The following is a 22,874-nucleotide window of genomic DNA, read 5'->3' on the forward strand; positions in this document are numbered from 1 at the left end:
GATTATGAGTAATAAAACAGATTCTAACGTATATACCATTCTATTTGCTATAGGGATGGTAATTATAGTTGGCTCATTATTGGCATTCGCTGCTTCGTCATTAGAGCCAAACATTTCAGAAAATAAACGTTTAGAGAAACAGCAGAATATCCTTTACGCAATGGGTGTAAATGATAATGAAGAAGGAAGTGCGGTGTTTATTTCAACAGATAAAGCTCCCCAAGCTTTTGCAGAATATATTACCAAGCAGATTGTTATTCAAAACGGACAAGTAAAAGAAGACGACCAAGCTTATCTTATAGATATTAAAAAGGAAAAGTCGTCGTCTAAAGGTGACGCTTCCAAACGTCGTTTACCATTGTTTATTGGCGAGAAAGATGGTCAAACCTATTATGTAGCACCTATTTATGGTAAAGGCCTTTGGGATGCCATTTGGGGTTATGTGTCTTTGGATGAGAATATGGTAATACAAGGTGCTTATTTTGATCATAAAGGAGAAACACCAGGTTTAGGAGCCAATATTAAGCAACGCTTTTTTATGGATGATTTTATTGGAGAACATCTTCTTGACGAAAATGGAAATTTTAAAGGTGTTACAGTGGCAAAAGGAAATGCTGACCCTGTGAACAACAATAAAACAGACAATGAAGTTGATGCCATTGCAGGAGCAACGATTACTGGAGATGGTGTAACAGCTATGATTAAAAGTGATTTAAAGCTGTACGTACCTTATTTTAAAAATTTAAAAAACAACTAATCTATGGGACTTTTATCTAAAAAAGACACCAAGTTAATTACAGATCCATTAGCAGACAATAACCCAATTACGATTCAAGTATTAGGGATATGTTCGGCATTGGCAATTACAGCTGAATTAGAAGCATCTATTGTGATGTCGGTTTCTGTACTTTTTGTACTAGGCGTGGGTAACGTAGTCATTTCTTTAATGCGAAATATTATTCCTAGCAAAATTAGAATTATCGTTCAGCTTGTGGTGGTAGCCGCCCTAGTAATTATTGTGGATTTAGTATTGAAAGCTTTTGCATACGAATTAAGTAAAACACTTTCGGTATTCGTGGGATTAATCATTACCAACTGTATCATCATGGGTCGCTTTGAAGCCTTCGCTTTAGGTAATGGACCATGGAGATCCTTTTTGGATGGTATTGGTAATGCGGCTGGTTACGGTGTGATCTTAATCATAGTAGGATTTTTTAGAGAATTATTAGGTTCAGGTACCTTATTAGGAATGAAGGTCCTTGGAGATCCTATCGAGAAAACAGGACTTTATGCTATGGGTTATGAGAATAATGGATTTATGTTATTGTCGCCAATGGCATTGATTGTTGTGGGTATCATAATTTGGGTACAACGTAGTAAGAATAAAGCATTAATAGAAGACTAATCAGTAAACAGTTTACAGTCGTAGTTAACAGAAGAATCTGTTTGGTGGGATTGAAACTGAAAACTAAAAGAATATGGAACATATAGAGTTATTTTTCAAATCAATTTTTATAGATAACATGGTATTTGCCACGTTCCTTGGGATGTGTTCTTACCTAGCCGTTTCTAAAAAAGTGTCTACAGCTGTTGGTTTAGGAGCCGCCGTAATTTTTGTACTGGCCATTACAGTACCCTTAAACTGGTTGTTAGACCAATATATTTTGCAACCAGGTGCTTTAGCATGGTTAGGAGAAGAATTTGTCGCATATGACTTAAGTTTCTTATCCTTTATCATGTTTATCGCTACTATCGCAACAATGGTGCAATTGGTTGAGATTGTGGTCGAGAAATTTTCACCAGCCTTATATAACTCTTTAGGGATATTTTTACCTTTAATCGCCGTTAACTGTGCTATTCTAGGAGGTTCTTTATTTATGCAATCTCGAGAAATACCAACGCTAGGATTGGCATTTAATTATGGAATTTCATCGGGAATAGGTTGGTTTTTAGCCATTTTAGCTATTGCAGCAATTCGTGAAAAAATTAGATATTCAAACGTGCCTCCAGCATTAAGAGGATTAGGGATTACATTTATCATTACAGGACTTATGGCAATTGGTTTTATGAGCTTTGGTGGTATGTTGACAGGTGGTGATGACGAAGAGAAAGCTGAAACTACTAGCGAAGTGGTTGAAGCACCTTTAGATAATAATACTTTAGATACCAAAGAAGTCGCAGAGAAAGAGTTAGCTAACAATACAAAAGTAGAAGAGTAACATGATATTAGCAGCAGGGACATTAGGAACCATTTTAGCAACAGTAGCCGCATTTTTACTAGTAACCTTGTTATTGGTGGCATTGTTATTATTTGTTAAACAAAAATTATCACCATCAGGACCAGTAAAGATTTTGATTAACGGTGAACGCGAAATTGAAGTAAATTCCGGAGATAGCTTATTATCTACTTTAGGATCTAAAAAAATATTTTTACCATCTGCCTGTGGTGGAGGTGGAACGTGTATTCAGTGTGAATGCCATGTATTATCTGGTGGAGGAGAAGCATTACCTACTGAAACACCTCACTTTACACGGAAAGAGCTACAACATGGTGCACGATTGTCGTGTCAAGTAAAAGTAAAACAGGACATGGAGATTACCATTCCTGAAGAAGTATTTGGGATCAAAAAGTGGGAAGCTACTGTAGTTCGTAATTATAATGTAGCCTCATTTATTAAAGAGTTTGTTGTTGAAATCCCTGAAGATATGGGCTACAAAGCTGGAGGTTATATCCAGATTGAAATCCCACCATGTGAGATAAAATATAGTGATATTGATATTACGGCGCACCCTGAAGAACATGAAACTCCAGATAAGTTTCAAGCAGAGTGGGATAAGTTTGGTCTTTGGCCTTTAGTCATGAAAAATGGCGAAACTGTTGAAAGAGCCTATTCTATGGCCTCATATCCTGCTGAAGGGCGTGAGATTATGTTGAATGTTCGTATTGCAACACCACCATGGGATCGTAACAAGAACGGCTGGATGGATGTTAATCCTGGGATTGCATCTTCGTATATTTTTGCACAAAAACCTGGAGATAAGGTTACCATTTCAGGACCGTATGGTGAATTCTTCATCAACGAGTCAGAGTCTGAAATGCTTTATGTAGGTGGGGGAGCTGGAATGGCACCAATGCGTTCGCATTTATATCATTTGTTCAAAACCTTAAAAACAAATCGTAAAGTGACCTATTGGTATGGTGGTCGTTCTAAACGAGAGCTATTCTATTTAGATCACTTTCAGCAATTGGAAAAGGACTTTCCAAACTTTAAATTCTATTTAGCATTATCAGAACCTTTACCAGAAGATAACTGGAAGGTAAAAGAAAACATAGATGCCCCTGGAGATGGTTTTGTGGGCTTCATCCACAATTGTGTGATCGATAATTATTTAAATCATCATGAGTCACCTGAAGACATTGAATTGTATTTCTGTGGACCACCATTAATGAACCAAGCCGTTCAAAAAATGGGAGAAGATTTTGGCATCCCAGATGAGCATATCAGATTTGATGATTTTGGAGGTTAATCCATAAATCTATATTCTGATTTAATCAGGAATCATCATTAGAAAACCCCGGCAATAGTACCGGGGTTTTTCAATTTGGAGCTGCATTTAATAAATGGTTGGTTATAGCGTTTCTAAAACAAATTTAGTTTCAGTTCCTTTTTTGAGCTTAATCTTGTATTGTTTTGTTGAGGCCTTATGTCGTGTGTAGTTAATGGTGTAATGAGTTTCTTTAAATTCCCAACCCGGGTATTCTTTGGCAACTTTAACACGTATAGCCAATGGTAATTTCACATTCTTATATTTTTCTGAAGACATAATAACATGGCCATTACTATCATAATCTACGGTTACAAATCCGTTTTTTCTTTTAAAGTTAACGGTATATGTAGCTGCTTCAGAATCATTGTAGATCTTAAGACTTTTGATGTTAAATTTGGCCACTTCCAGTTGTAAATGTTTAACATTTTTAGAAACATCTTTTTTAAACACATTAAGCAAATATGTTTGATTTGCTATGGTGCTAATTTCGTTAGTCGTTTTTGCACGTTCAGTAAGATTTGTAGCGGTGTTATTACTTGTAAATACAACAGCTTGTTGAGCACTTGGGATCACACTTATGACTAAGGCGATTGATAGGAATACTAATTTTTTCATGACTCGATGTTTTGGTTAATAGCTAATTAAAACTACTTAACTCCAAGGTGCCAACCAATCAAGTTAGGACGAAACACCCATATTAGTGTCCGAATGATTAGAAGTAATTAGCGAAGAGTTTAGACTAGCGGTGTTATATTGTACAATTTTGTAACTAGTCAATGGTTTGTAAGCGTGCTAAAAGTTCAGAACGATAAGTTTTGCTCAAGGGGATAGCTTTTTTAGAAATAACAACATGACTAGTTTCAACCTCTTGGATATGATGTAAGTTCACAACATAAGAGCGATGAATTCTTAAAAAATTGGAAGCGGGTAATTGTGAAGTCAACCCTTTCAAGGTCATCACCACGATATGATCTTTGGAAGGGGTATAAATTTTACAGTAATTTCTATCGGCTTCAATATATAGTATGTCATGTAAAGCGATTTTAATCATCTTTTGATGGTGCTTTACGTAGATACTTTCACTAATCACTGAATTGTTTTGAACAACATGATTTGCGGAATTAAAACTTGTATTCTGGCTTTTGTTTTCAGTTAAGATTCTATTAACAGTAAGTTCTACTGCTCGTTTAAGATCTAATTTTTTAAATGGTTTTGAAATAAATGCATAAGGGTTGGTAGCTTTAGCTTTTTCAAAATGGGCTTCGTCTGAATTTGCAGTTAAATATATAATTGGAATAGGGTCTTCCTTTTGAATTAATAGTGCAGTAGCTATACCATCTAATTCACCATGTAATTGGATATCCATTAATATGATATCGGGCTTATTATCTTTAATCTGGGTTAATACATCTTCACCACGAGTTAAAAGTCCGGTAATTTCATAGCCACAATTAGAGAGTAACATTGATATTCTGGCTCCAATAATCATGTTGTCTTCAACGATAAGAATTTTAAATGGATTGTTCATTAAGCGACGTTCTTAATTTTGAATTTAAATGATACACTTGTACCATGCTCATAATGTTCTTGTTTCTCCCCATCCAATTGACGAACTAATAAATCAATTAATTGACTTCCAAAGCCCGTTCCTTTTGCTTGAGCACTTGGGTTTTTACCTACACCATCATCAATAACTTTTAAGGTGAGTTCATTTGGAGTTGTTTTAGCCATTTGAATATTAATATTCCCTGAATTGGTTTTTGGAAAAGCATATTTAAGAGCATTAGTAAGTAATTCATTAACGATGAGTCCTATTGGTACTGCAGTATCAATATCCAACTCAAGTTGCTCCATGGCGCATTCAATGGTAATGCGATCATCGGCATTATAGACATCTAGTATAACCTCGGCTAAATTTTTAAAGTAATCTTTCATTTCAATATAGCCTAGATTTTCACCCTGATACAATTTTTGATGAATAATTCCCATAGATTGTACTCGGTTCTGACTGGCTAACATGGCATCGCGTGATTTAGAATTTGGCATGCTGGCCGATTGCAGTTCTATTAAGCTTTGAACCATTTCTAAATTATTTTTTACCCTATGATGAATTTCTTTCAGTAGCAGTTCATTTTGTTTATTTTTTATCTCAAGTTCTTGGTTTAAATGGAGTAATAATCTATTTTTTTGCTGACGTTTTTTGTAATAATAAAATAATCCGAAAAGTAATAAGGCTAATAAAACTGCAATTCCTAAGTATAGTTGATTTGTCTTACTCTGCTGCTCAATCTTAAGGTTTTGTATAGCAATCGTACCATCTTTTTGCCCAGTTTCGTATTTTATTTGTGCTTCAGTCTCTATGCGATCCACAATACTTTGCTGATAGGCTTCGTAGTTTTCGGCATATAATTTATGGTAGGCCAATGAATTTTTATAATCATTAAGTTGTTCATAGATTTCTGAAACATGTAAATAGTTTTCCCAAAGATTATTGGTCAAACCATTAGTTTTCATAATCTCTAATGTCTCTAATTTATAAGGAAGTGCTTTAGCGTAGTCTTCTTGTAGAAGATAAACATGTCCCATATTTGCTAGGGCATAAATAGTATAGCGATCTAGTCCCAGGGCTTTATAACTATCATAGTTGAGCTGATAGTCGGCTAAAGCCTCATCGTATCGCTCCATATATTTTAAAATGTTTCCTCTACCGTTTAAAGCGGCGAGATACGGAATGCCAGTTTCGCCGTGGTCTTTATATAGTTTAAGCGCAGAATTTATGGTGGCTAAGGCATAACTAAGATCGTTATCATCAAATAGCTCGCTTGAGGCCTTATAACGCAGGCTTACCCCTAGATCTTCAATGAATCCTTGTTCTTCTTGAATAGCTATGGCTTTGTCGCACCAACTCACACTTTCATTAAATTTATTTTCATAATATAACAAATCACAAATTTGGGTGTAGCAATTGGCAATACCCTTTTTATATGCTGTATCTTCAAAAAGTTCAAGGGCTTTAAAAACAGCATCCAGAGCTGCAGTATGGTCACCCTGTGAACGGTTAACATTGGCAATTTCAAGATAAACTTCAGCTTCTTTTTGGGTTTTCTGTTCTGCTTTTAAGAGATCTTTAGCTAAATTATAATAGACTAATGATGAATCTAAACGGCTATAAAGTTTATGGTAATTCCCTAAATTAAAATAGGCATGAGCTAATCCCAAATCATAATTAAAGCTTTTTGATAGCTTTAAAGATGTCTGTGAATTCTTATATATGGCTAATGAATCAGTGGTGTTGTTTATATGCGATTCCACCCAATGGTTTAAAGAATCAACCTGACGTACTGCCTCATTTTGAGCATAGGTTGAAATCTGGAAAGCCAAGGATAAAAGAAGAACTTTTATAGTCATGATGGTGTCTTTTTATTGAGCATAAAAAGAAATGGGACAGTTAATAAATATAAGAAATAAATCTAAAATTCAATGGATTACGTTTATAAAATGTAGGAAAAGGTTGCTTTTTGTTTCGTGTTATTTTTAAAAATAGAAAGAAGCTTTGAAGCTAAAAGCTAATGTAAATTGATCTATGATGTGCACTTATTTAATTAAAAAAACCCAACGAATTTCGTTGGGTTTTTTATTCAAATTTAAATTATCTTAAACCTTTGGAGGGATTGGAGAAGGCACTACGTTTTCAACGGGTTGCACTGTTTTAAGATAGGCAAAAATAGCTTTCAAGTCTTCATCCGGAAGATTTCGATAGGCTTCCCACGGCATAGGAGGTAAAAGATCTCTACTACCGTCTAAACCTTTGTATTTGCCATTTTTTAAAGCATTGATAAACTGTGCTTCTGTCCATGTGCCTGTACCTGTAGGGTCAGGGGTTAGGTTTCCTGCAAATGAGATGCCCCACGGACCAATGGCCGCTGTGAAACTACTAGAAAATAAAACATAGGATTTTGCCGTTTTTTCATCGTAATCTGGTAGAGCCTCATTCGATGGATGACCAGACAATAAGCGGCTGGTATCCAATTCCATTCCTTTTTCAGTAAATTTTTTAGGTGTATGGCAATCATGACAACCTATGGCGTTTACTAAATGTTCGCCACGTTTTACAGGATCCTGAACAATGGTTTTAGCTGGTTCATACATTTTTAATTGTGGTTTTTCTTTTTGGGAAGAATTACAAGCACAAACTAAAGCGCAGAAAACAGCTACATAAGGTAGTGCAATTGTTTTCATAAATGTAATTAATTAAGAAGTGAATAGTATACTATATTAGTTAGTACTAAAATAATAAATTTTTAATTTGGTTTTACAAGAATTAAGTTGTTGGTAATCCAATTATTATGAAGTGGTGGTGTAGGAGATTTAGCAACCAGTTTTAAGATATGGGCTTAGCAAAACAAAAATACGGGTAAGGCGTTGTAAATGTTGATTATTCATCAAGAAACATATCTAATTCATCTACTAAAGCATTAAATCTTGTGGTAATTAACTTAATATCTCGTTCTAAATTCCCCATCATTCGAGCGCGACTGGCTAAAATATTGGCGTACTCCCTATTATAAACAAAAGCGTCTAAATCATTCTTAAAAGGTAGTTTTGGAAGTGCAATGTTGTTTATTGAATCCCATAGTCCAGTGACATTAATATGTTTACTATGATAAGGTAACATATAATCATCCCAAATAGCCCGTGCATGATTATAACTGGTTTTATAATCTTCTAATTCTAGATTTATTCTCGATATTTTCTTTTTTAAGGAATCATTACTTAAATGTTCAAGCACACCTGTATACATGATTTCGTTAATCACTGATTGTTCTAGTTCAATCTTAAATATTGGTCCTAGATTTAAATTAATGATGTCGTCTGAAGTTAGGTTTTTAGATGTTTCAGCGTTTAATTTTGAAATCGTTTCAACACTCATTTGTAAGTCTTTAGAGGCTCTTGTTAAGGCTGCTGCCAAACGATTTATATTGTTTTGAGTTTCAAATTTAAGCGCTTTTAAATAGGTGTTGAGTTTTTGGTTTTCGATTCTGTCATTATTCCAATTATTGATACTTAATGCAATAAGAATCCCAATTACTACTAGTACAATTTCACCAGCCGCATATTTAAGGTACTTGCCTGTTTTTCCTGTTTCCATAAGGTTGAAGCGTATTTTTCTGAAGAACTTAATCATTAGTGGTGCATTTTAAGATTAAAGCAGCCTCCAAATTATTTATTTCTGTTTCTAAAGTGTCATAATGATACAAATTGCGAGAATTGGTTCCTAAATAAGCTAATGCATCATTAACCATTGAAATTTTTATTGTTTCGTCAAGCTTTGATAGTGCTTTTAATTTTGAGACATCAACCAAGGAGGTGTCAAATCCCTTTTGATCCTCAATAAGGTAAACCCAACCGGTATTTAAACGTTCGTTGTTGCTTTTAAAGCGTTCACCAATTGCTGCATAATTATCATTAATCACATTCATAATTCCTTGTGCGTTTGCGTAGTAATTGCCCAACTTGATTTTAATATTATTATCCTTAATAATTTTTAAACTGCCACTGGATTTTAAGTCTTCAAAGGCGATTTTTGTAGGTTCAAGCTTAGCGTTTATACTTTGTACTGACAGTTTCATATCGTTAACCAAGTCAGCTAAATCTACATTGTCCTTTTGCAGATTTTGCAAGAGCTTATTAGAATGGTGCAATCGTAACTTAGCAATCTCTTTTTGTTTGTTTAACATCTCATGGTCTTGACGAACATCATCTAAAAACTTACAATAGTAGTCCCGTTCTTCAATGTTGTTCTTTCTATTTTCATTCCAATTGTTTACTTGTAATGCTAGTAGTATGCCAATCATCACTAGAGCAATCTCGCCAATAGCATATTTAAAATATTTAGCTGTTTTACCAGTTTCCATAAGATTGTACCGTATTTTTCTAAAGAACTTAATCATTTAATTTTATGATCTCGTTTTTTATTTGCGCATTTAAGCTATCAATTTTTACTATAAGTTGCTCTTTAAAAGTTATACTATAATTTCTTAAAGATATATTTTCACTTATTATGTTTAAAAATTTTGTGTCATTTAATAAAGCATTATAGTTAATTGGTTTAGCGTATTCATCAAAATATTCATTGGGTGAATCTGGGAAATACTTTTGAAAAAATTTAACATGATTAGGGTATATTACGTTTGCTAAATAATCTTTTTCCCATTGTTCATGTTCATTTTTTATTTGCCCAAAAAAATCTTCAAATACATAAATTAACTCTTTGCGTAAGGTATTATTAGTAATGAGATCAAGCCCGTCATTTTTTAATTGGTCATAAGCCGCAGTAGTTAATTGAGCTTTTCCAGTCCAATAATAAGTTCCAAAACAAATATCTAAGGTACTATCATATACCTTTTTATTTTTTAAATAATCCTTTATTTTATAATTGTAGGATTGCCATCTTTTATTATTATTTACAAGGCTGATTAAGTTTTGCTTTGAAATTTCTAATGCTGAATTCAATTCTTTTAAAGTGCTAATTTCAGTATCTTGAATTTTGAGTTGTTCATTCCAATTATTAATACTTAAGGCTATGAGAATACCAATCACAACTAACACAATTTCACCAATAGCGTACTTTAGATATTTACCGGTTTTTCCAGTTTCCATAAGATTGTACCGTATTTTTCTGAAGAATTTAATCATTGCTTCATTTCCTTCTGATCTTTAGCAAAACGTATAATTAATTTTATAATCACCCTTAATATTAGGGCAGCCGCAACGAGGTATATAATTGTTTTTGTTTCCATAACATCTAGTCGTTCTTGTTATATTAGCCCATTTTGCCATCACCGTCAATATCCCTCACTAGATGTGTCTCAAGAGCCACTAATGTTTTTTTAAGTAAGGCCTTGGTATTGTTAAGTTCAGTTTCTAAAAGTGTAACGCGGTCTTCTAAGCTATTGGCTTGCTCTTGCTGTTTTTCTAATTCGTCCTGTTGTAATAAATCCCAGAAAATTCCCATGATGTGTTTTGTGTTGGTTAGTATTTGATTTGTTTAATGTAATCATAATAATGTGTTTAATGAATTTGTGCTTCAATAATTTTCGCATCGTGATTCATAACGACTTAAGTATGGCTTATGTCATATATTTAGGTTTAATGGTTTAAAGTTCAGGTTTTATAGGTCATTGATGCCTTTATTTGGTATCTATTAATGCAACGCCTTGCCAATCATTTCCAATTTCTTGGGTAATTAAGTGGGCCGATTTGTTTAAAAACAATTTTGCTGGGAGATCATCGGTATGTTTTTTGAATATTTTTTGAAACGTTACAGCAGCCATGGCAAATTCCTTATTAAAATAAAGGTCCATTCCCTTTTTAAACAATTTTAAGGTAGTTAGTTTATGCTTAAGTAAATTGGGATCGTCGCCGTCTATACATTCATACAAATCAATTGGTTTTAATTTGCCCTGAACTTTAACAGGCCCTAAAAACCTGAAATTAAATTCATCAGCATCCGATAAATTATTCATGCACAAATCGGTTAGAAGAATATTAGAACCAAAATATTTGGATAAGCCTTCAATGCGTGCGGCGGTGTTAACGGTGTCGGAAATAATTGCGGCATCCATGCGTTCTACATCACCAGTAATACCCATAATGAGTCGTCCATTTTGCATGCCCATTCCTATTTTTACAGGTTTTCTGTTTTTCAATTTCCGTTCTTTATTATACTGCTTTAACTCAATTTGCATGGCAATTGAAGCCTTTAAAGCATTTTGAGCACCTTTTGGAAAAATGGCCATAAAGCCATCACCCAAGTACTGCATAATAAAACCCTCATGCTTTCGTATAATCGGCCCCATACGTTTATTGAAGGAGTTAATAAAAAAGAAATTTTCTGTAGGTGACATGTTTTCAGATAGTGTGGTAAAACCTCTTATGTCTACAAACAATACCGTCACTTCTCGTTCTACCTGATCCCCTAAAGCCACTTCTGTTAGTTTGTCTTTACCTAAAGATTTAATAAATTGATGAGGCACAAATTTTTGGCTGGCTTTGTGCACTTTCATAATGGATTCTTCGCGTTCTCTAGATTCTTTTAGTCCTTTTTGGTAAAGTTGTGCACTTTCTATGGCCGATGCCGATTGAAGCGCAATGGTGGTTAACAGTTTGAGTTCTGCTGCCGTAAATTCCTTTTCGCGTTCATTGCCTAAAACTATAAGTCCTAAGGTTCTGTGCTTTACTTTTAAAGGAGCATACATCACGGCCTTAAGGTGATTTAAGGCAGTGTTCGCTTCTATAACGGCTTTAGGCACTACTAAAGAAGTGCCTTTTAATATAAGTTGCTTTAAAATAGGGTTTTGATTTTCTATGCTTTTCTCTGGATTTGGGTTGTGACCTATCCTGGCCATTTGTAAAACCTTGTCGTTGTCTGCATCTAATATGAAAACACTTCCATGGGTAATGTCAATAATTTGAAAGGCTTCTTCTAAAGCTGTTTGTGCAATTGAAACATCATCAATTTTTTCGGAAATCTTTTCACTAAAATTATAGATCATATTAATTTCGCGATAGAGACCCAATACCTCATTGGCGATACTCTTTTTTTCGACTTCTTTAGTGACAACTAGTTGAATGAGGTCGGTGATAAATCTACCTTCAGGCTGGCTAGCCAAAACTTTAGCATAAGGGATGTTATTTTCTGTGAGTTCAAACTGGTAGGAGAGGTTTAAAGTTTCACCGTAAAGCAATTGATCATCAAGACTAAGTATGGAAAGGTCTGATTTAAATTTAGACATGAGTTCACTTATTAAAGTCAAAAGTTCCGAATTTCGTCTAAGAACAGACTTTAGTAGCTTTAACTGTAAATTTAAATCAGCGGTTTGAGTCATTGGCTATTGATTCAGGATGGAAGTGGCCAGTTCTAACATCTCATCAGGATCGAAAGGTTTGGTCATGTATTGATCGGCACCCATCTCAAGTCCTTTTTGTCGGTCAACTTCTTGGCCCTTGGCCGTTAGTAGAATAATATAGACCTTATCTAAATTTAGCTCTTTTTTTACCTTGAAGCACACTTCCATGCCGCTCATTTTCGGCATCATAACATCTAAAAAAACTAGGTTAGGTTCTTCATCGGTAATTATTTTAAGGGCTTGCTCGCCATTCTCAGCAAATAGCAATTCTACCCCATCGTCTTCAAGATCTTCTAAAGTTTGTTCAATTAACATCCTAATATGGGATTCGTCATCAACAATTAATAGTTTTTTACTCATTGTTTTGCTTGTTTTTAGATTTGTAGGTCTATTCATAAATGAAAAACATCACATTTTCCATTCCTTTTTGAAGCTTTAAATTTTTGATGAATTCATGGTCTCCGTTATATAAAGAGTTGAGCATTATAATATCGGGCTGAGATTCAGAAGCGATTTCGAGAATCTTATCCAGATTACTCTCTAATACCCTATACCCCCTTGCACTTAATACATCAGAGAGTGATTTCACAGCCGAGGCATCTTCATCTACCACCAGAACTTTCTTCTTAGAAACACCTTGCTCTAATAAGGCATCAACCTCATGGAATAATTGATCGGTATTAATAGGCTTGGTTAAATAGCGATCTACACCTATGCGCAAGCCGCGTTCTTTATCTTGTACAATAGACAATATGATGATGGGGATGTCCATCGTGGCTGGATCATTCTTTAAAACGGCTGCAACATCAAAGCCATTAATCTCGGGCATCATCACATCTAAAATTATTAAATCGGGTTTAGACGTGCGTACCATATCTAACGCAGCTTTCCCATTGGCGGCTTCATTGACATTATAACCTGCATCGCCTAATTCTTGGCGCAGAAGCGATCTAATAGGCGTATCATCATCTACCACCAAAATAGTAGGTGCTACCTTTAGATTAGTGTTTAGAGAAGAATGTTTGATTTGTTTTTTTAAGCTTTTTAAAATTCGCTCTAGTTGAATGGGTTGTTGATGAATAGAATCACCCAAGGCAGGTATCGAAAAGAAAAAGGTGCTGCCAACACCGGGTTCACTTTTCATCCATATAATCCCACCGTGATGTTCTATGATTTCTCTACAAATAGGCAGACCTAGACCAGTGCCTTTAGGTTTGTCGGTTAATGTGTCGCCAGCTTGTCTAAACCGCTCAAAGACCTTGTGCTTATCTTCTTCAGCAATTCCTATCCCGGTATCTTGTAATTCTACTATAATTTGATCTTTGTCTCGATACGCATCAATAGAAACCTTGCCTTTATCAGTGAATTTTATGGCATTAGAAAGTAAGTTTATAACAACTTGAATGAGTTTATCTTCGTCGGCATTTACCAGAGGCAAGTCTGATGGAATGTTTTTTATTAGTGGGATATTTTTGGCATCAAATAGAGATTGGGTGCTAGCAATGGCTCTGTTAATGGCGTCTTGCAAAAAGATTGGTTTTATATTCCATTCCATTTTTCCAGATTCAATTTTAGCGAGGTCTAGTACATCATTTATGAGGTTGGTTAATCGTTCACCTTCTGAAACAACCACATCTAGGTTCTCACTCACCTGAAGCATAGTACGTTTTATTTTTTGATCGTCTATAGTCACCGCAGGGAAAATTTTATCTTCGAGGCGTTTGCGAATAATTTTAGCGAAACCAAGTACCGAGGTTAATGGTGTTCTTAGTTCGTGACTCACAGTAGATAAGAAAGCACTTTTAGCTTCGTTGGCATCTTCAGCTTTGGCTTTTGCTTCTTTGGCTTCTTCAAATAATTCGGCATTATGGATGGCCACCCCAACATTAATGGCGATGGTGCTTAAAAGGCGTTTGTCTTCTTCTGAAAAACGACTTGCAATTTGAGTACTCTGTACACTTAATACCCCTATAATTTCGTCTTCTGATGGAATAGGGACTCCTAAATATGAAACAGCTAATTTACCTACATTTTTAGTTCCTAATTTATTGAATTCAGCAATAATGTCTTCATCTCTATTAATGAGCAGAGGTTCACCGGTTTTAATAATTTTAGAAGTTAAGCCTTCTCCAAATTGTAATGGCGCCATATTATCACCATCTTGGTAAGGAAAGTTAATCATATTAGTATTTCTATCTAAAATGGCCAAATAGGTGATATCTGAGTGGAAAAGTTTTTTCATTTCTTCGCCAACCATGGTGATCAATTCATTTAATTGCAATTTCTCGGTTAAAGCTCTACTCACCGTATTAACTGTGGCAAGTTCGTCTAACCTCTTTTGCACTTCTAAAGTGCGGGCCTCTACATTGTCTTCTAGTTCTTTTTGGCGAATACGCAACAATTTAGTGCGGCGTCTAATAATTAGAAAAACAAGTGCAATTAAGGCAAACGCATACATGGTATAGGCCCACCAGGTTAAGTGCCATGGCGTTGAAATGCTAAAGTTGACCATAGCCTCATTGGTAGAAGCACCAAAAAGACTCTTTGCTTTTGCTCTAAATACATAATCACCAGGAGGGAGATTGATATATTCTCTAGATGTTTGTTTGGTCCAGTCTGACCATTTTTTATCCAGTCCTTCTAAAAAGGTACTGTACTCCACATTATTTTGACCTTTATATAAAGGTGCGGCGAATTCAAAAATGGCTGTATTGTTAGTATAGTCAATGTTTAGGTTTGCGGGTAATTCACCAGAGCCTCCATAAATTAGGGCGTTTTCGGCGCTACTGATTGCCCGAATCTTTACCTTAAAATCTGGTGCGTTAGGAATACCTAAATTGCCCTCATACCTCACAACACCATCAGTACCTGTAATCCACACCACCTGGGAGCCGTCTGCTTTGGGCGCTTCTGGGTAAACAGAATATAATTCTTTACCTCTTAGTTCTTTAAAAGTATCTGAATTCACTATCACCCCACCCTGTCCATCTTGATGAGCGACTTGAATCCCATCACCAAAGGAGTAAAAAACTTTACCATTGTCGTCAGTTCTGGGATATAGAATGTAACTAAAATTATCAGGACTGTTTAAAAAAGTGTCTGTTTTAGAGAAGCTGTTACTTTCTTCATTGAAGGTATAAGTGGATTGATTGGCAGATAAAAAATAGGTTTGATTAAAAAAGTCTTGTATAAAAATTTGAGTGTCTGGCAGTCCATGGCTTTGGTCATAAGCGCTTAGTTTCATGGTGGCCAAATTAAATTTGCTTGTTAAATTTGACGGGCTTAAGATGTTAACTTTACCGTTATCAATACTATTTACTAATAAATCACCGTTGCTTTTTTCAATTAGATTAATGAAATTTGGGACGTTCATCTCACGGCGCGATTCTTCCACAAACTGATCTTTGGCTTTGTCAAAATAGAAGCTAGCTACACCTTCATTAAAATGAATAAAGAGTCGGTTGTTATCTATTTTAGATTGAAAAAAGGCACTAACTCTAAAATCGTAGTTCACACTTTTTCGAATGTACTCTATGGAGTTACCCTTGATTTCAAAAAAGCCCAAATCCCCAGTCCCTGAAAAAAGCCGCCCATTAAATTCAAAAAATTGGTAGACTTGGCCTATGGTGCCTTCTAGTTTTTTTACTTTTAGAGAACCATCGTCTAAATAATAAATGCCACTGTTAGTACCCATATACAAGCGCTTATTATACTTATGGGCAACAAATATGACATTAGATACTAAACCTATTTTTGAATCGTAATAAGTATAGGGCGAGTTGAGGTCTACCCATGAAATACCATTAAATAACGCAAACCATAAGATCCCTCTAGAGTCCAGATATACATTAAGTACGCTACCATCTTGTAGACCTGTAGCTGGTGTATATTCTTGTACAAGCTTACCTTCGTGGTCAATCATATAGGCTCCATTGCCATTAGTGTTAATGATAAAGTTGCCATTATCAAGCGCCAACCCAGGAAGGTAAAGACTTCCCCTCACTAAATCGTCGATTTCGGTTGTAAAGGGTTCAAAGGATTTGCCATCATAAATGTAAAATCCCTGTGTTCGTGTCCCTACCAACATACGCGTTTCGTCATAGGGGAGCATCACATAAATGCGTTCTTCAGCAAACTTTTCGCCACCCGGTACAAGTTCAAATTTGCCATTAGAGTAGGTGCAAAGTCCTTCATTCCACACTCTAACATAATGTTTTCCATTCACCGTTGCTGCCACATGAATAGGGTTTTTGGGTATAATGACTTCCATGGTCTGCCCGTCCCAAATAAACATTTTATCATTGGTGCGAAAAGTAACGGCATCATCTATTATTAAACAGTCCCATACAGTCGTAAAGCTTCGATGTTCTGCAGGTACTTGATCTTTTAAGGATACATAATACAAGGCGCCAAGTTCATTTGCCTTAAGATAACCAAACTCACCTTCAGAGCTTACATAAATGGTTCCGTTTTTATCTTTGGCCAATCCTCTAACGCCGAGATTATCCGGTAATTTAATGAGATTCCAATTAACGCCGTCAAACTCTATTACCCCGTTAGAATTAGAAAAGTACATAATGCCATTATCACCTTCTAGTACCCACCAATTTGTTGAGGCCGCTCCATAATCTTGATAATTATAATTGGTGATTTTAGGTTGGCCTAATTCATCTTGAGAATAGCTGGTATTAGAAAAAAACAATAGTGTGATACAGAATAGAAGAGAAATCTTACCACAAATTCGAAATTGAAATTTGGTATCCATAATCAAGGGTTGGTTAGAAAGCGTTACTGAAAAGATTGAATTTCAACTTATTAAATATACAAAATTTTGTTAAATAAGTGTAGGAATTAGATTATGAACTTTCCTGTACAACTAAAATATAAATGGCTGTTGGCAGAATTTTAGTGCCAATGAAGGACAAATAAGGAAAGGGATAGGCTGAGATTCCGTTTCCTTATACCGCATTTCTGTGACCTAGTTATGGCGTAACCGAGTAGCCAAAACGTTAAATGTTAATAGAATTAGGGAATAATGAAAGGTATAAATTCATTCAAAACATAAAAAACTTATTTTTGTAATATGAAAACCCCATTAAATACTCAAGAACTACATAACCTTGCCATGAACCATGTAGGCAAAGAACTAGAGCAACGCGGTTTTGAGTTCATTGCGGTGAATAGTAAATTAAAAAAGCATCCGCAATTTGTTTGTATTGATAAAAATAAGCAGTATTATTTTGTAATTGTTAGAGTAGTTATTTTACCTGAAAATCCTAATAACTATGATATGGTTTGGATGGAAGCTTTTAAAAAACATGCTCGAGAACAAGATGCCAAAGTATTATATGCAGGCGTTGGGCTGGGGAATCCTGAAGGTGAAGATTTACCTATTTATTTAAACGAAGAGTATTTAATTGAATATAATGGAATACAAGTAATTGAAACGTATTTAAATTAAGATGAAGAATAGTATTTTTTTATGTATTAGTTTTTTACTGGTCATGTCATGTCAAAAGGCTAAAAACACCAAAGTTTCTGGGCCTGTATTTGGGACATCCTACGGGATAAACTATTACTCTAAAGCTCATAATATTGATAGAGACGTGCTTGATAGTTTATTTAATGCTATAAATACCTCATTGTCTACCTATAAAGAAGATTCGTATATTTCAAAAATTAATAGAAATCAACCCACTACAGTTGACGATCATTTTATTACTGTTTTTAATACCGCTAGAGAAGTTTATGATGCCACAGAAGGGGCCTTCGATCCAACTATTGGAGCGGTGGTAAATGCCTGGAATTTTGGCCCCAAAGGAAAAGTCACAGGATTAGACGGAATAAAAGTGGATAGTTTAATGTTATCTGTAGGATTTGATAAAATTAAGCTAGAGTCTAATAAAGTTATTAAGGAAAACCCTGATACGTTTATTGATTTTAATGCGATTGCTAAAGGCTATGGCGTTGATGTTGTAGCTAATTATCTAGAATCGCTTGGAATAGAAAATTATCTTGTTGAAATTGGTGGAGAAATTAGATGCAAGGGCATAAATATTGAAACGCAAAACCCATGGCGTGTTGGTGTTGAAAAACCTAATTTTGACGGCACACAATCGCTTATCAAGGCCATTAATTTATACAATGAGGCTATGGCTACCTCTGGAACCTATAGAAAGTTTAGTATTGATGATGAAGGCAACCGGTATTCCCATATTATCGATACCGAAACAGGATACCCAAGTAAAACTAATTTGCTGAGTATTTCGGTGATTGCAAAAAATTGTATGATAGCCGATGCTTATGCTACAGCGTTTAAATCTATGGGTATCGAAAAAGTAAAAACCTTTTTAGATTCTCACCCCGAACTTAAAGTATTTCTGATTTTTGAGAATGATCAAAATGAATTGGAAACACTACATCTCAATGGATTTCCAGAGGATTAATTATTTGTAAACTACAGGAATAAGTTCGCCTTTTGCCAAGCAAAATCGCGTAATATCCTCGTCGGTGAGTTTGGAAGTATAATCTATTTCTTCAACCTTAAAACCAATAGAGCGAAGTTTTTCAAAATAGTCTAGGCCATAAACGCGAACATGATCATATTGTCCAAAGATTTTTGCACGTTCTTTTTTGTCGGTAATGGAATTATCTTCAAAAGTTGCTTGGCGAGATAGGTCTTGAGGAATTTGAAAAACGCCCCAGCCATTAGGTTTCATGACACGATATAATTCTTGCATGGCCTTGGTGTCATCTGGAATATGTTCTAAAACATGATTACATAGAATAACATCAAAAGTATGGTCATCAAACGGGAGGTTGCAAATGTCTGCTTTTACCTCGGCCAATGGTGAATTTAAATCTGTAGTGATGTATTCAAGATTGTTTAACTTCTTAAACCGGTTATAAAATGCCTGTTCTGGTGCAAAGTGTAGCACTTTTAGGTTTTCAGTAAAAAAACCAGTTTCATTTTTTAGGTACAACCAAAGTAGTCTGTGGCGTTCTAAACTCAAGGTTGATGGAGACAGTGCATTGTTGCGTTGATTTCCATAACCATAAGGTAAAAAACTAACAAAACTTTTGCCATCAATAGGATCTGTAAAAGTTTTACCTTTTAAAAAAAACGCTAAAAAAGGTCGTACCGTGTAACTTAACCTTATTAAATAAGGTCTAGGGAAAAAGTTGAGAAAAAATCTGAATAACTGTTTCAAATATAGCTTACTTATAATCTTCTCTAACGGGACTAAATATGTCAACCACTTTACAGTTGGTCAACGCTCGTGCACTATGAACAACATTTGAAGGAATTAAGGTAATAACTCCAGGCTTTAATATTTGGGTCACACCACCTATAGTCATTTCTAATTGACCTTCGGTGATTTGAGTGGTTTGCTCGTGAATATGGGAGTGTGCTGGTAAAATGGCACCTTTTTCAATATCTACAAATCCAATAGTAGTGGAGTTGGTATGAAAATAACGTCCTTTAATGCCTTTGGCAAGTTCGCGCTGTTCAATTTCAGAAATCACTTTTTGCATGTTATAAAACTAATTGTTGTTGTCTGAATTCATGTTCTTCCTCACTTTCAATACCTAATGCTTCGTAGATGTAGGCAAATGTTGAAAGTAATTCAGGTTTCCCATTAACCAAAGCTACATCATGCTCAAAATGAGCGCTCGGCTTATTATCTAAAGTTGTGATGGTCCAACCGTCATTGTGTTGCTTAATGCGATGAGTACCCATATTAATCATAGGTTCGATAGCTACAACTTGTCCCTCGATAAATTTTTTACCACGCCCTCTCTTACCATAATTAGGCATTTCGGGATCTTCATGCATTTTTCGGCCCAAACCATGACCTACCAATTCACGTACCACACCATAACCATGATCTTCACAATATTTTTGAATTGCATAGCCTACATCACCCACGCGATTGCCAAGTTTAAATTCTCTTATTCCAACATATAAGGATGCCTTGGTAACTTCTAAAAGTTTTTGGGTTTCAGGGGCAATTTCACCCACTGCAAACGTATAGGCATGGTCGCCATAGAAGCCATTTTTTAAAGCACCGCAATCTATAGATATAATGTCACCTTCTTTAAGTGGTTCGCTTGTTGGAAATCCATGTACCACCTGCTCATTTGGACTCATGCATAAGGTGTTTGGGAAGTCATAAAGTCCTAAGAATCCGGGTATTGCACCTTCAGACCTAATAAAATCTTCTGCAATTTTATCTAATTGTAAAGTAGTTACACCTGGCTTCACTTCTTTGGCTAAAATGCCCAATGTTTTTGAAACAATGAGAGCGCTTTCGCGCATTAATTCAATTTCCTCTTTCGTCTTTACTTCAATCATGATAAGAAAAATATGGGCAAAGATACTTAAAATTAAAATTGATTACTTTCTCAAAAATGAAAAGAGACCTTTTTTAGTTGATCCTTTGATATGGGGTTTTTCTTTTGTAATCATTTGATAGATTTCACCCCATCCTAATACACCGCCAATATTGCGATCATCAATAAAGAGATCAGCATAAATTTTTCGGCTTTTGTTAGTGTCAAAGTCTTCTTCAGGATAGCTTTTGTTCACCGCGTAAAATTGGATGCCATTGTTTTCACAAAATTCTACGGCTTCGTTTAATTTAGAGCCAGAACGATAGGTCCATAGTATGAGTCGATGTCCATCATTTTGTAACCGTTTTAAAGTTTCGAATGCAAATATTCTTGGTTTTCCAATTTTAGGATAAGCATCATCGACAATTGTGCCGTCAAAATCAATAGCTATAATAAGTTTATCTTGAAAATTCATTCAAAAAAAGGTTTGCTTAAAAATACAATAAATTATAGATTCAAATAGAATTCTTAAACTAGCGCCTTTTGCGTCATGGATTTAGGCTGTTCTATTCCCATCAATTTTAATATTGTAGGCGCAATATCACCTAAAATCCCATCCTTTATAGTGGTCTTCTCATTATCTATTAAAATAATAGGTACGGGATTGGTAGTGTGGGCTGTATTAGGCGTCCCGTCTGGGTTAATCATGGTTTCACAATTGCCATGATCGGCAATTAAAATAGTGGTGTAGTCATGTTCCAAAGCCGTAGTAACTACATCTTTTACACAAGTATCAACCGCTTCACAGGCTCTTATAGCAGCTTCCATGACACCTGTGTGGCCAACCATATCGCCATTAGCAAAATTAAGGCAAACAAAATCTACTTCTCCTTTTTTAAGCTCTGGAATTAAGGCGTCACGTAATTCGTAAGCACTCATTTCAGGTTTAAGGTCATAGGTAGCGACTTTTGGAGAGTTTCTCAAAATACGTGTTTCACCATGAAAAGGAGCCTCTCTTCCGCCCGAAAAGAAGAAGGTAACATGGGGATATTTTTCAGTTTCTGCAATTCGAATCTGTTTTTTGGCATGTTGTTCAAGAACTTCACCTAAAGTTTCGGTTAAATTGTCTTTTTCAAATACGACTTTGATACCTGTAAAGGATTCATCGTAATTCGTAAGAGTTACATAATAGAGATCGAGTTTGTGCATGTTTTGTTCATGAAAATCGGTCTGGGTTAGTGCTTCTGTAAGCTGACGACCTCTATCAGTTCTAAAATTGAAGAACACAACTACGTCTCCATTTTTAATCGTGGCCACTGGATTGTTAGTATCATCAACCATAATAATAGGTTCAATGAACTCATCTGTAATATTTTGGTTGTAACTGTTTTGAATAGATTCGGTAGCATTTTTTGATGGAGTTCCAAGGCCATTAACTAATGCATCATAAGCTAATTTTACGCGTTCCCAACGCTTATCTCTATCCATGGCATAATAGCGTCCAGTTATTGATGCCAATTTAGTATTAGTGTTCTTAATATGGGATTGCAATGATGTTATAAAACCAAATCCAGATTTTGGGTCTACATCGCGCCCATCGGTAAATGCATGAATAAATGATTGTTTGACTCCAGAAGCTTCGGCGGCATCAACTAAGCCAAATAAATGATCAATATGCGAGTGCACACCTCCATCACTAAGTAAGCCTAGAAAATGAACCGGTTTGTTGTTGGTTTTAGCATAGTTAAATGCTTCTACCAAAGTAGGTTCTTTTGCAAGGGTGTTATTTTTAACTGCTAAATTTATTTTTACTAAATCCTGATACACGATTCTTCCAGCTCCTAAATTCATGTGGCCAACTTCACTATTCCCCATTTGTCCTTCGGGTAAGCCTACATGCAAACCATCGGTTCTTAGACTGGCATTAGAATAATTTTGATAAAGGGAATCAATAAATGGTGTATAGGCATTATCAATTGCTGAAACTTTTGGATCAGGAGATTTTCCCCAACCATCGAGAATCATTAAGATGACTTTTTTGTTCATAGGAGTATTGTGTTTTCAAAAACCAAAGATAAAGTT

22 protein-coding genes are annotated in these 22,874 nt (G+C 35.3%); 6 read left to right on the forward strand and 16 right to left on the reverse strand.

Features of this window, described 5'->3' with window-relative positions; all coding sequences use genetic code 11:
* The first annotated feature begins 4 nt into the window (after nt 1-4).
* The 4 genes from ACFO5O_RS13870 to nqrF all read left to right on the forward strand — a co-directional run bounded on the left by ACFO5O_RS13870 (nt 5) and on the right by nqrF (nt 3,528).
* Nucleotides 5-757: a Na(+)-translocating NADH-quinone reductase subunit C gene (locus ACFO5O_RS13870; protein ID WP_387964779.1), complete on the forward strand. Its 753-nt coding sequence runs from the start codon at nt 5-7 to the stop codon at nt 755-757.
* A gap of 3 nt (nt 758-760) precedes the next feature.
* A complete protein-coding gene (locus ACFO5O_RS13875) occupies nt 761-1,405 on the forward strand; it encodes an NADH:ubiquinone reductase (Na(+)-transporting) subunit D (protein ID WP_387964781.1) in 645 nt (214 codons plus the stop codon).
* Between the two features lie 73 nt (nt 1,406-1,478).
* A complete protein-coding gene (gene nqrE / locus ACFO5O_RS13880) occupies nt 1,479-2,219 on the forward strand; it encodes an NADH:ubiquinone reductase (Na(+)-transporting) subunit E (protein ID WP_387964783.1) in 741 nt (246 codons plus the stop codon).
* Between the two features lies 1 nt (nt 2,220).
* Nucleotides 2,221-3,528 (forward strand): NADH:ubiquinone reductase (Na(+)-transporting) subunit F, encoded by a 1,308-nt coding sequence (gene nqrF / locus ACFO5O_RS13885; RefSeq protein WP_387964785.1) that lies wholly within the window; start codon nt 2,221-2,223, stop codon nt 3,526-3,528.
* 102 nt (nt 3,529-3,630) lie between these two features.
* Here nqrF and ACFO5O_RS13890 read toward each other — a convergent pair whose 3' ends face one another.
* The 11 genes from ACFO5O_RS13890 to ACFO5O_RS13940 all read right to left on the reverse strand — a co-directional run bounded on the left by ACFO5O_RS13890 (nt 3,631) and on the right by ACFO5O_RS13940 (nt 17,223).
* Nucleotides 3,631-4,164 carry a hypothetical protein gene (locus ACFO5O_RS13890; protein WP_387964787.1) on the reverse strand — a complete coding sequence of 178 codons (534 nt, stop codon included), beginning with the start codon at nt 4,162-4,164 and terminating at the stop codon, nt 3,631-3,633.
* Between the two features lie 154 nt (nt 4,165-4,318).
* Nucleotides 4,319-5,077, reverse strand: a complete 759-nt coding sequence (locus tag ACFO5O_RS13895; protein ID WP_387964788.1) for a LytR/AlgR family response regulator transcription factor — start codon at nt 5,075-5,077, stop codon at nt 4,319-4,321.
* Entirely contained in the window at nt 5,077-6,957 is a 1,881-nt protein-coding gene (locus tag ACFO5O_RS13900) for a sensor histidine kinase (RefSeq protein WP_387964790.1), read from the reverse strand. The genes ACFO5O_RS13895 and ACFO5O_RS13900 overlap by 1 nt, the downstream gene beginning before the upstream one ends.
* A 246-nt stretch (nt 6,958-7,203) precedes the next feature.
* Nucleotides 7,204-7,788 carry a c-type cytochrome gene (locus ACFO5O_RS13905; protein WP_387964792.1) on the reverse strand — a complete coding sequence of 195 codons (585 nt, stop codon included), beginning with the start codon at nt 7,786-7,788 and terminating at the stop codon, nt 7,204-7,206.
* A 196-nt stretch (nt 7,789-7,984) separates the two neighbouring features.
* Nucleotides 7,985-8,734 carry a DUF6090 family protein gene (locus ACFO5O_RS13910; protein WP_387964794.1) on the reverse strand — a complete coding sequence of 250 codons (750 nt, stop codon included), beginning with the start codon at nt 8,732-8,734 and terminating at the stop codon, nt 7,985-7,987.
* Nucleotides 8,727-9,500 (reverse strand): DUF6090 family protein, encoded by a 774-nt coding sequence (locus tag ACFO5O_RS13915; RefSeq protein WP_387964796.1) that lies wholly within the window; start codon nt 9,498-9,500, stop codon nt 8,727-8,729. Before ACFO5O_RS13915 ends, ACFO5O_RS13910 begins: the two co-directional genes overlap by 8 nt.
* Nucleotides 9,493-10,209 carry a hypothetical protein gene (locus ACFO5O_RS13920; RefSeq protein ID WP_387964798.1) on the reverse strand — a complete coding sequence of 239 codons (717 nt, stop codon included), beginning with the start codon at nt 10,207-10,209 and terminating at the stop codon, nt 9,493-9,495. Before ACFO5O_RS13920 ends, ACFO5O_RS13915 begins: the two co-directional genes overlap by 8 nt.
* A 163-nt stretch (nt 10,210-10,372) precedes the next feature.
* A complete protein-coding gene (locus ACFO5O_RS13925; protein ID WP_387964800.1) occupies nt 10,373-10,564 on the reverse strand; it encodes a hypothetical protein in 192 nt (63 codons plus the stop codon).
* Between the two features lie 175 nt (nt 10,565-10,739).
* A complete protein-coding gene (locus ACFO5O_RS13930) occupies nt 10,740-12,344 on the reverse strand; it encodes an adenylate/guanylate cyclase domain-containing protein (RefSeq protein ID WP_387964801.1) in 1,605 nt (534 codons plus the stop codon).
* Nucleotides 12,345-12,440: 96 nt separating this feature from the next.
* Nucleotides 12,441-12,818, reverse strand: coding sequence for a response regulator transcription factor (locus ACFO5O_RS13935; protein WP_387964803.1), 378 nt, complete (start codon nt 12,816-12,818; stop codon nt 12,441-12,443).
* Between the two features lie 28 nt (nt 12,819-12,846).
* A complete protein-coding gene (locus ACFO5O_RS13940) occupies nt 12,847-17,223 on the reverse strand; it encodes a response regulator (protein ID WP_387964805.1) in 4,377 nt (1,458 codons plus the stop codon).
* A 318-nt stretch (nt 17,224-17,541) separates the two neighbouring features.
* On the opposite strand from ACFO5O_RS13940, the gene ACFO5O_RS13945 reads away from it, so the two are divergent.
* On the forward strand, nt 17,542-17,919 hold the full coding sequence (locus tag ACFO5O_RS13945; protein WP_387964807.1) for a Na(+)-translocating NADH-quinone reductase subunit F: 378 nt from the start codon (nt 17,542-17,544) through the stop codon (nt 17,917-17,919).
* A gap of 1 nt (nt 17,920) precedes the next feature.
* Nucleotides 17,921-18,904 carry an FAD:protein FMN transferase gene (locus ACFO5O_RS13950; RefSeq protein WP_387964809.1) on the forward strand — a complete coding sequence of 328 codons (984 nt, stop codon included), beginning with the start codon at nt 17,921-17,923 and terminating at the stop codon, nt 18,902-18,904.
* Here the strand turns inward: ACFO5O_RS13950 and ACFO5O_RS13955 are convergent, their stop codons facing one another.
* Genes ACFO5O_RS13955 through gpmI form a run of 5 tightly spaced genes read right to left on the reverse strand, consistent with a single transcriptional unit; the run spans nt 18,905 to nt 22,838 of the window.
* Nucleotides 18,905-19,669, reverse strand: coding sequence for a class I SAM-dependent methyltransferase (locus tag ACFO5O_RS13955; RefSeq protein WP_387964811.1), 765 nt, complete (start codon nt 19,667-19,669; stop codon nt 18,905-18,907).
* A gap of 7 nt (nt 19,670-19,676) precedes the next feature.
* Nucleotides 19,677-19,994 (reverse strand): cupin domain-containing protein, encoded by a 318-nt coding sequence (locus ACFO5O_RS13960; protein WP_387964813.1) that lies wholly within the window; start codon nt 19,992-19,994, stop codon nt 19,677-19,679.
* A 1-nt stretch (nt 19,995) separates the two neighbouring features.
* Complete coding sequence (gene map, locus ACFO5O_RS13965; protein WP_387964815.1) at nt 19,996-20,814, reverse strand: type I methionyl aminopeptidase; 819 nt, start codon at nt 20,812-20,814, stop codon at nt 19,996-19,998.
* A gap of 42 nt (nt 20,815-20,856) precedes the next feature.
* Nucleotides 20,857-21,267, reverse strand: coding sequence for a BT0820 family HAD-type phosphatase (locus ACFO5O_RS13970; RefSeq protein WP_387964817.1), 411 nt, complete (start codon nt 21,265-21,267; stop codon nt 20,857-20,859).
* Nucleotides 21,268-21,320: 53 nt separating this feature from the next.
* Complete coding sequence (gpmI, locus tag ACFO5O_RS13975; RefSeq protein WP_387964819.1) at nt 21,321-22,838, reverse strand: 2,3-bisphosphoglycerate-independent phosphoglycerate mutase; 1,518 nt, start codon at nt 22,836-22,838, stop codon at nt 21,321-21,323.
* Nucleotides 22,839-22,874 lie beyond the last annotated feature (36 nt).

Source organism: Geojedonia litorea, assembly GCF_042654525.1.
Classification (GTDB): Bacteria; Bacteroidota; Bacteroidia; order Flavobacteriales; family Flavobacteriaceae; genus Geojedonia; species Geojedonia litorea.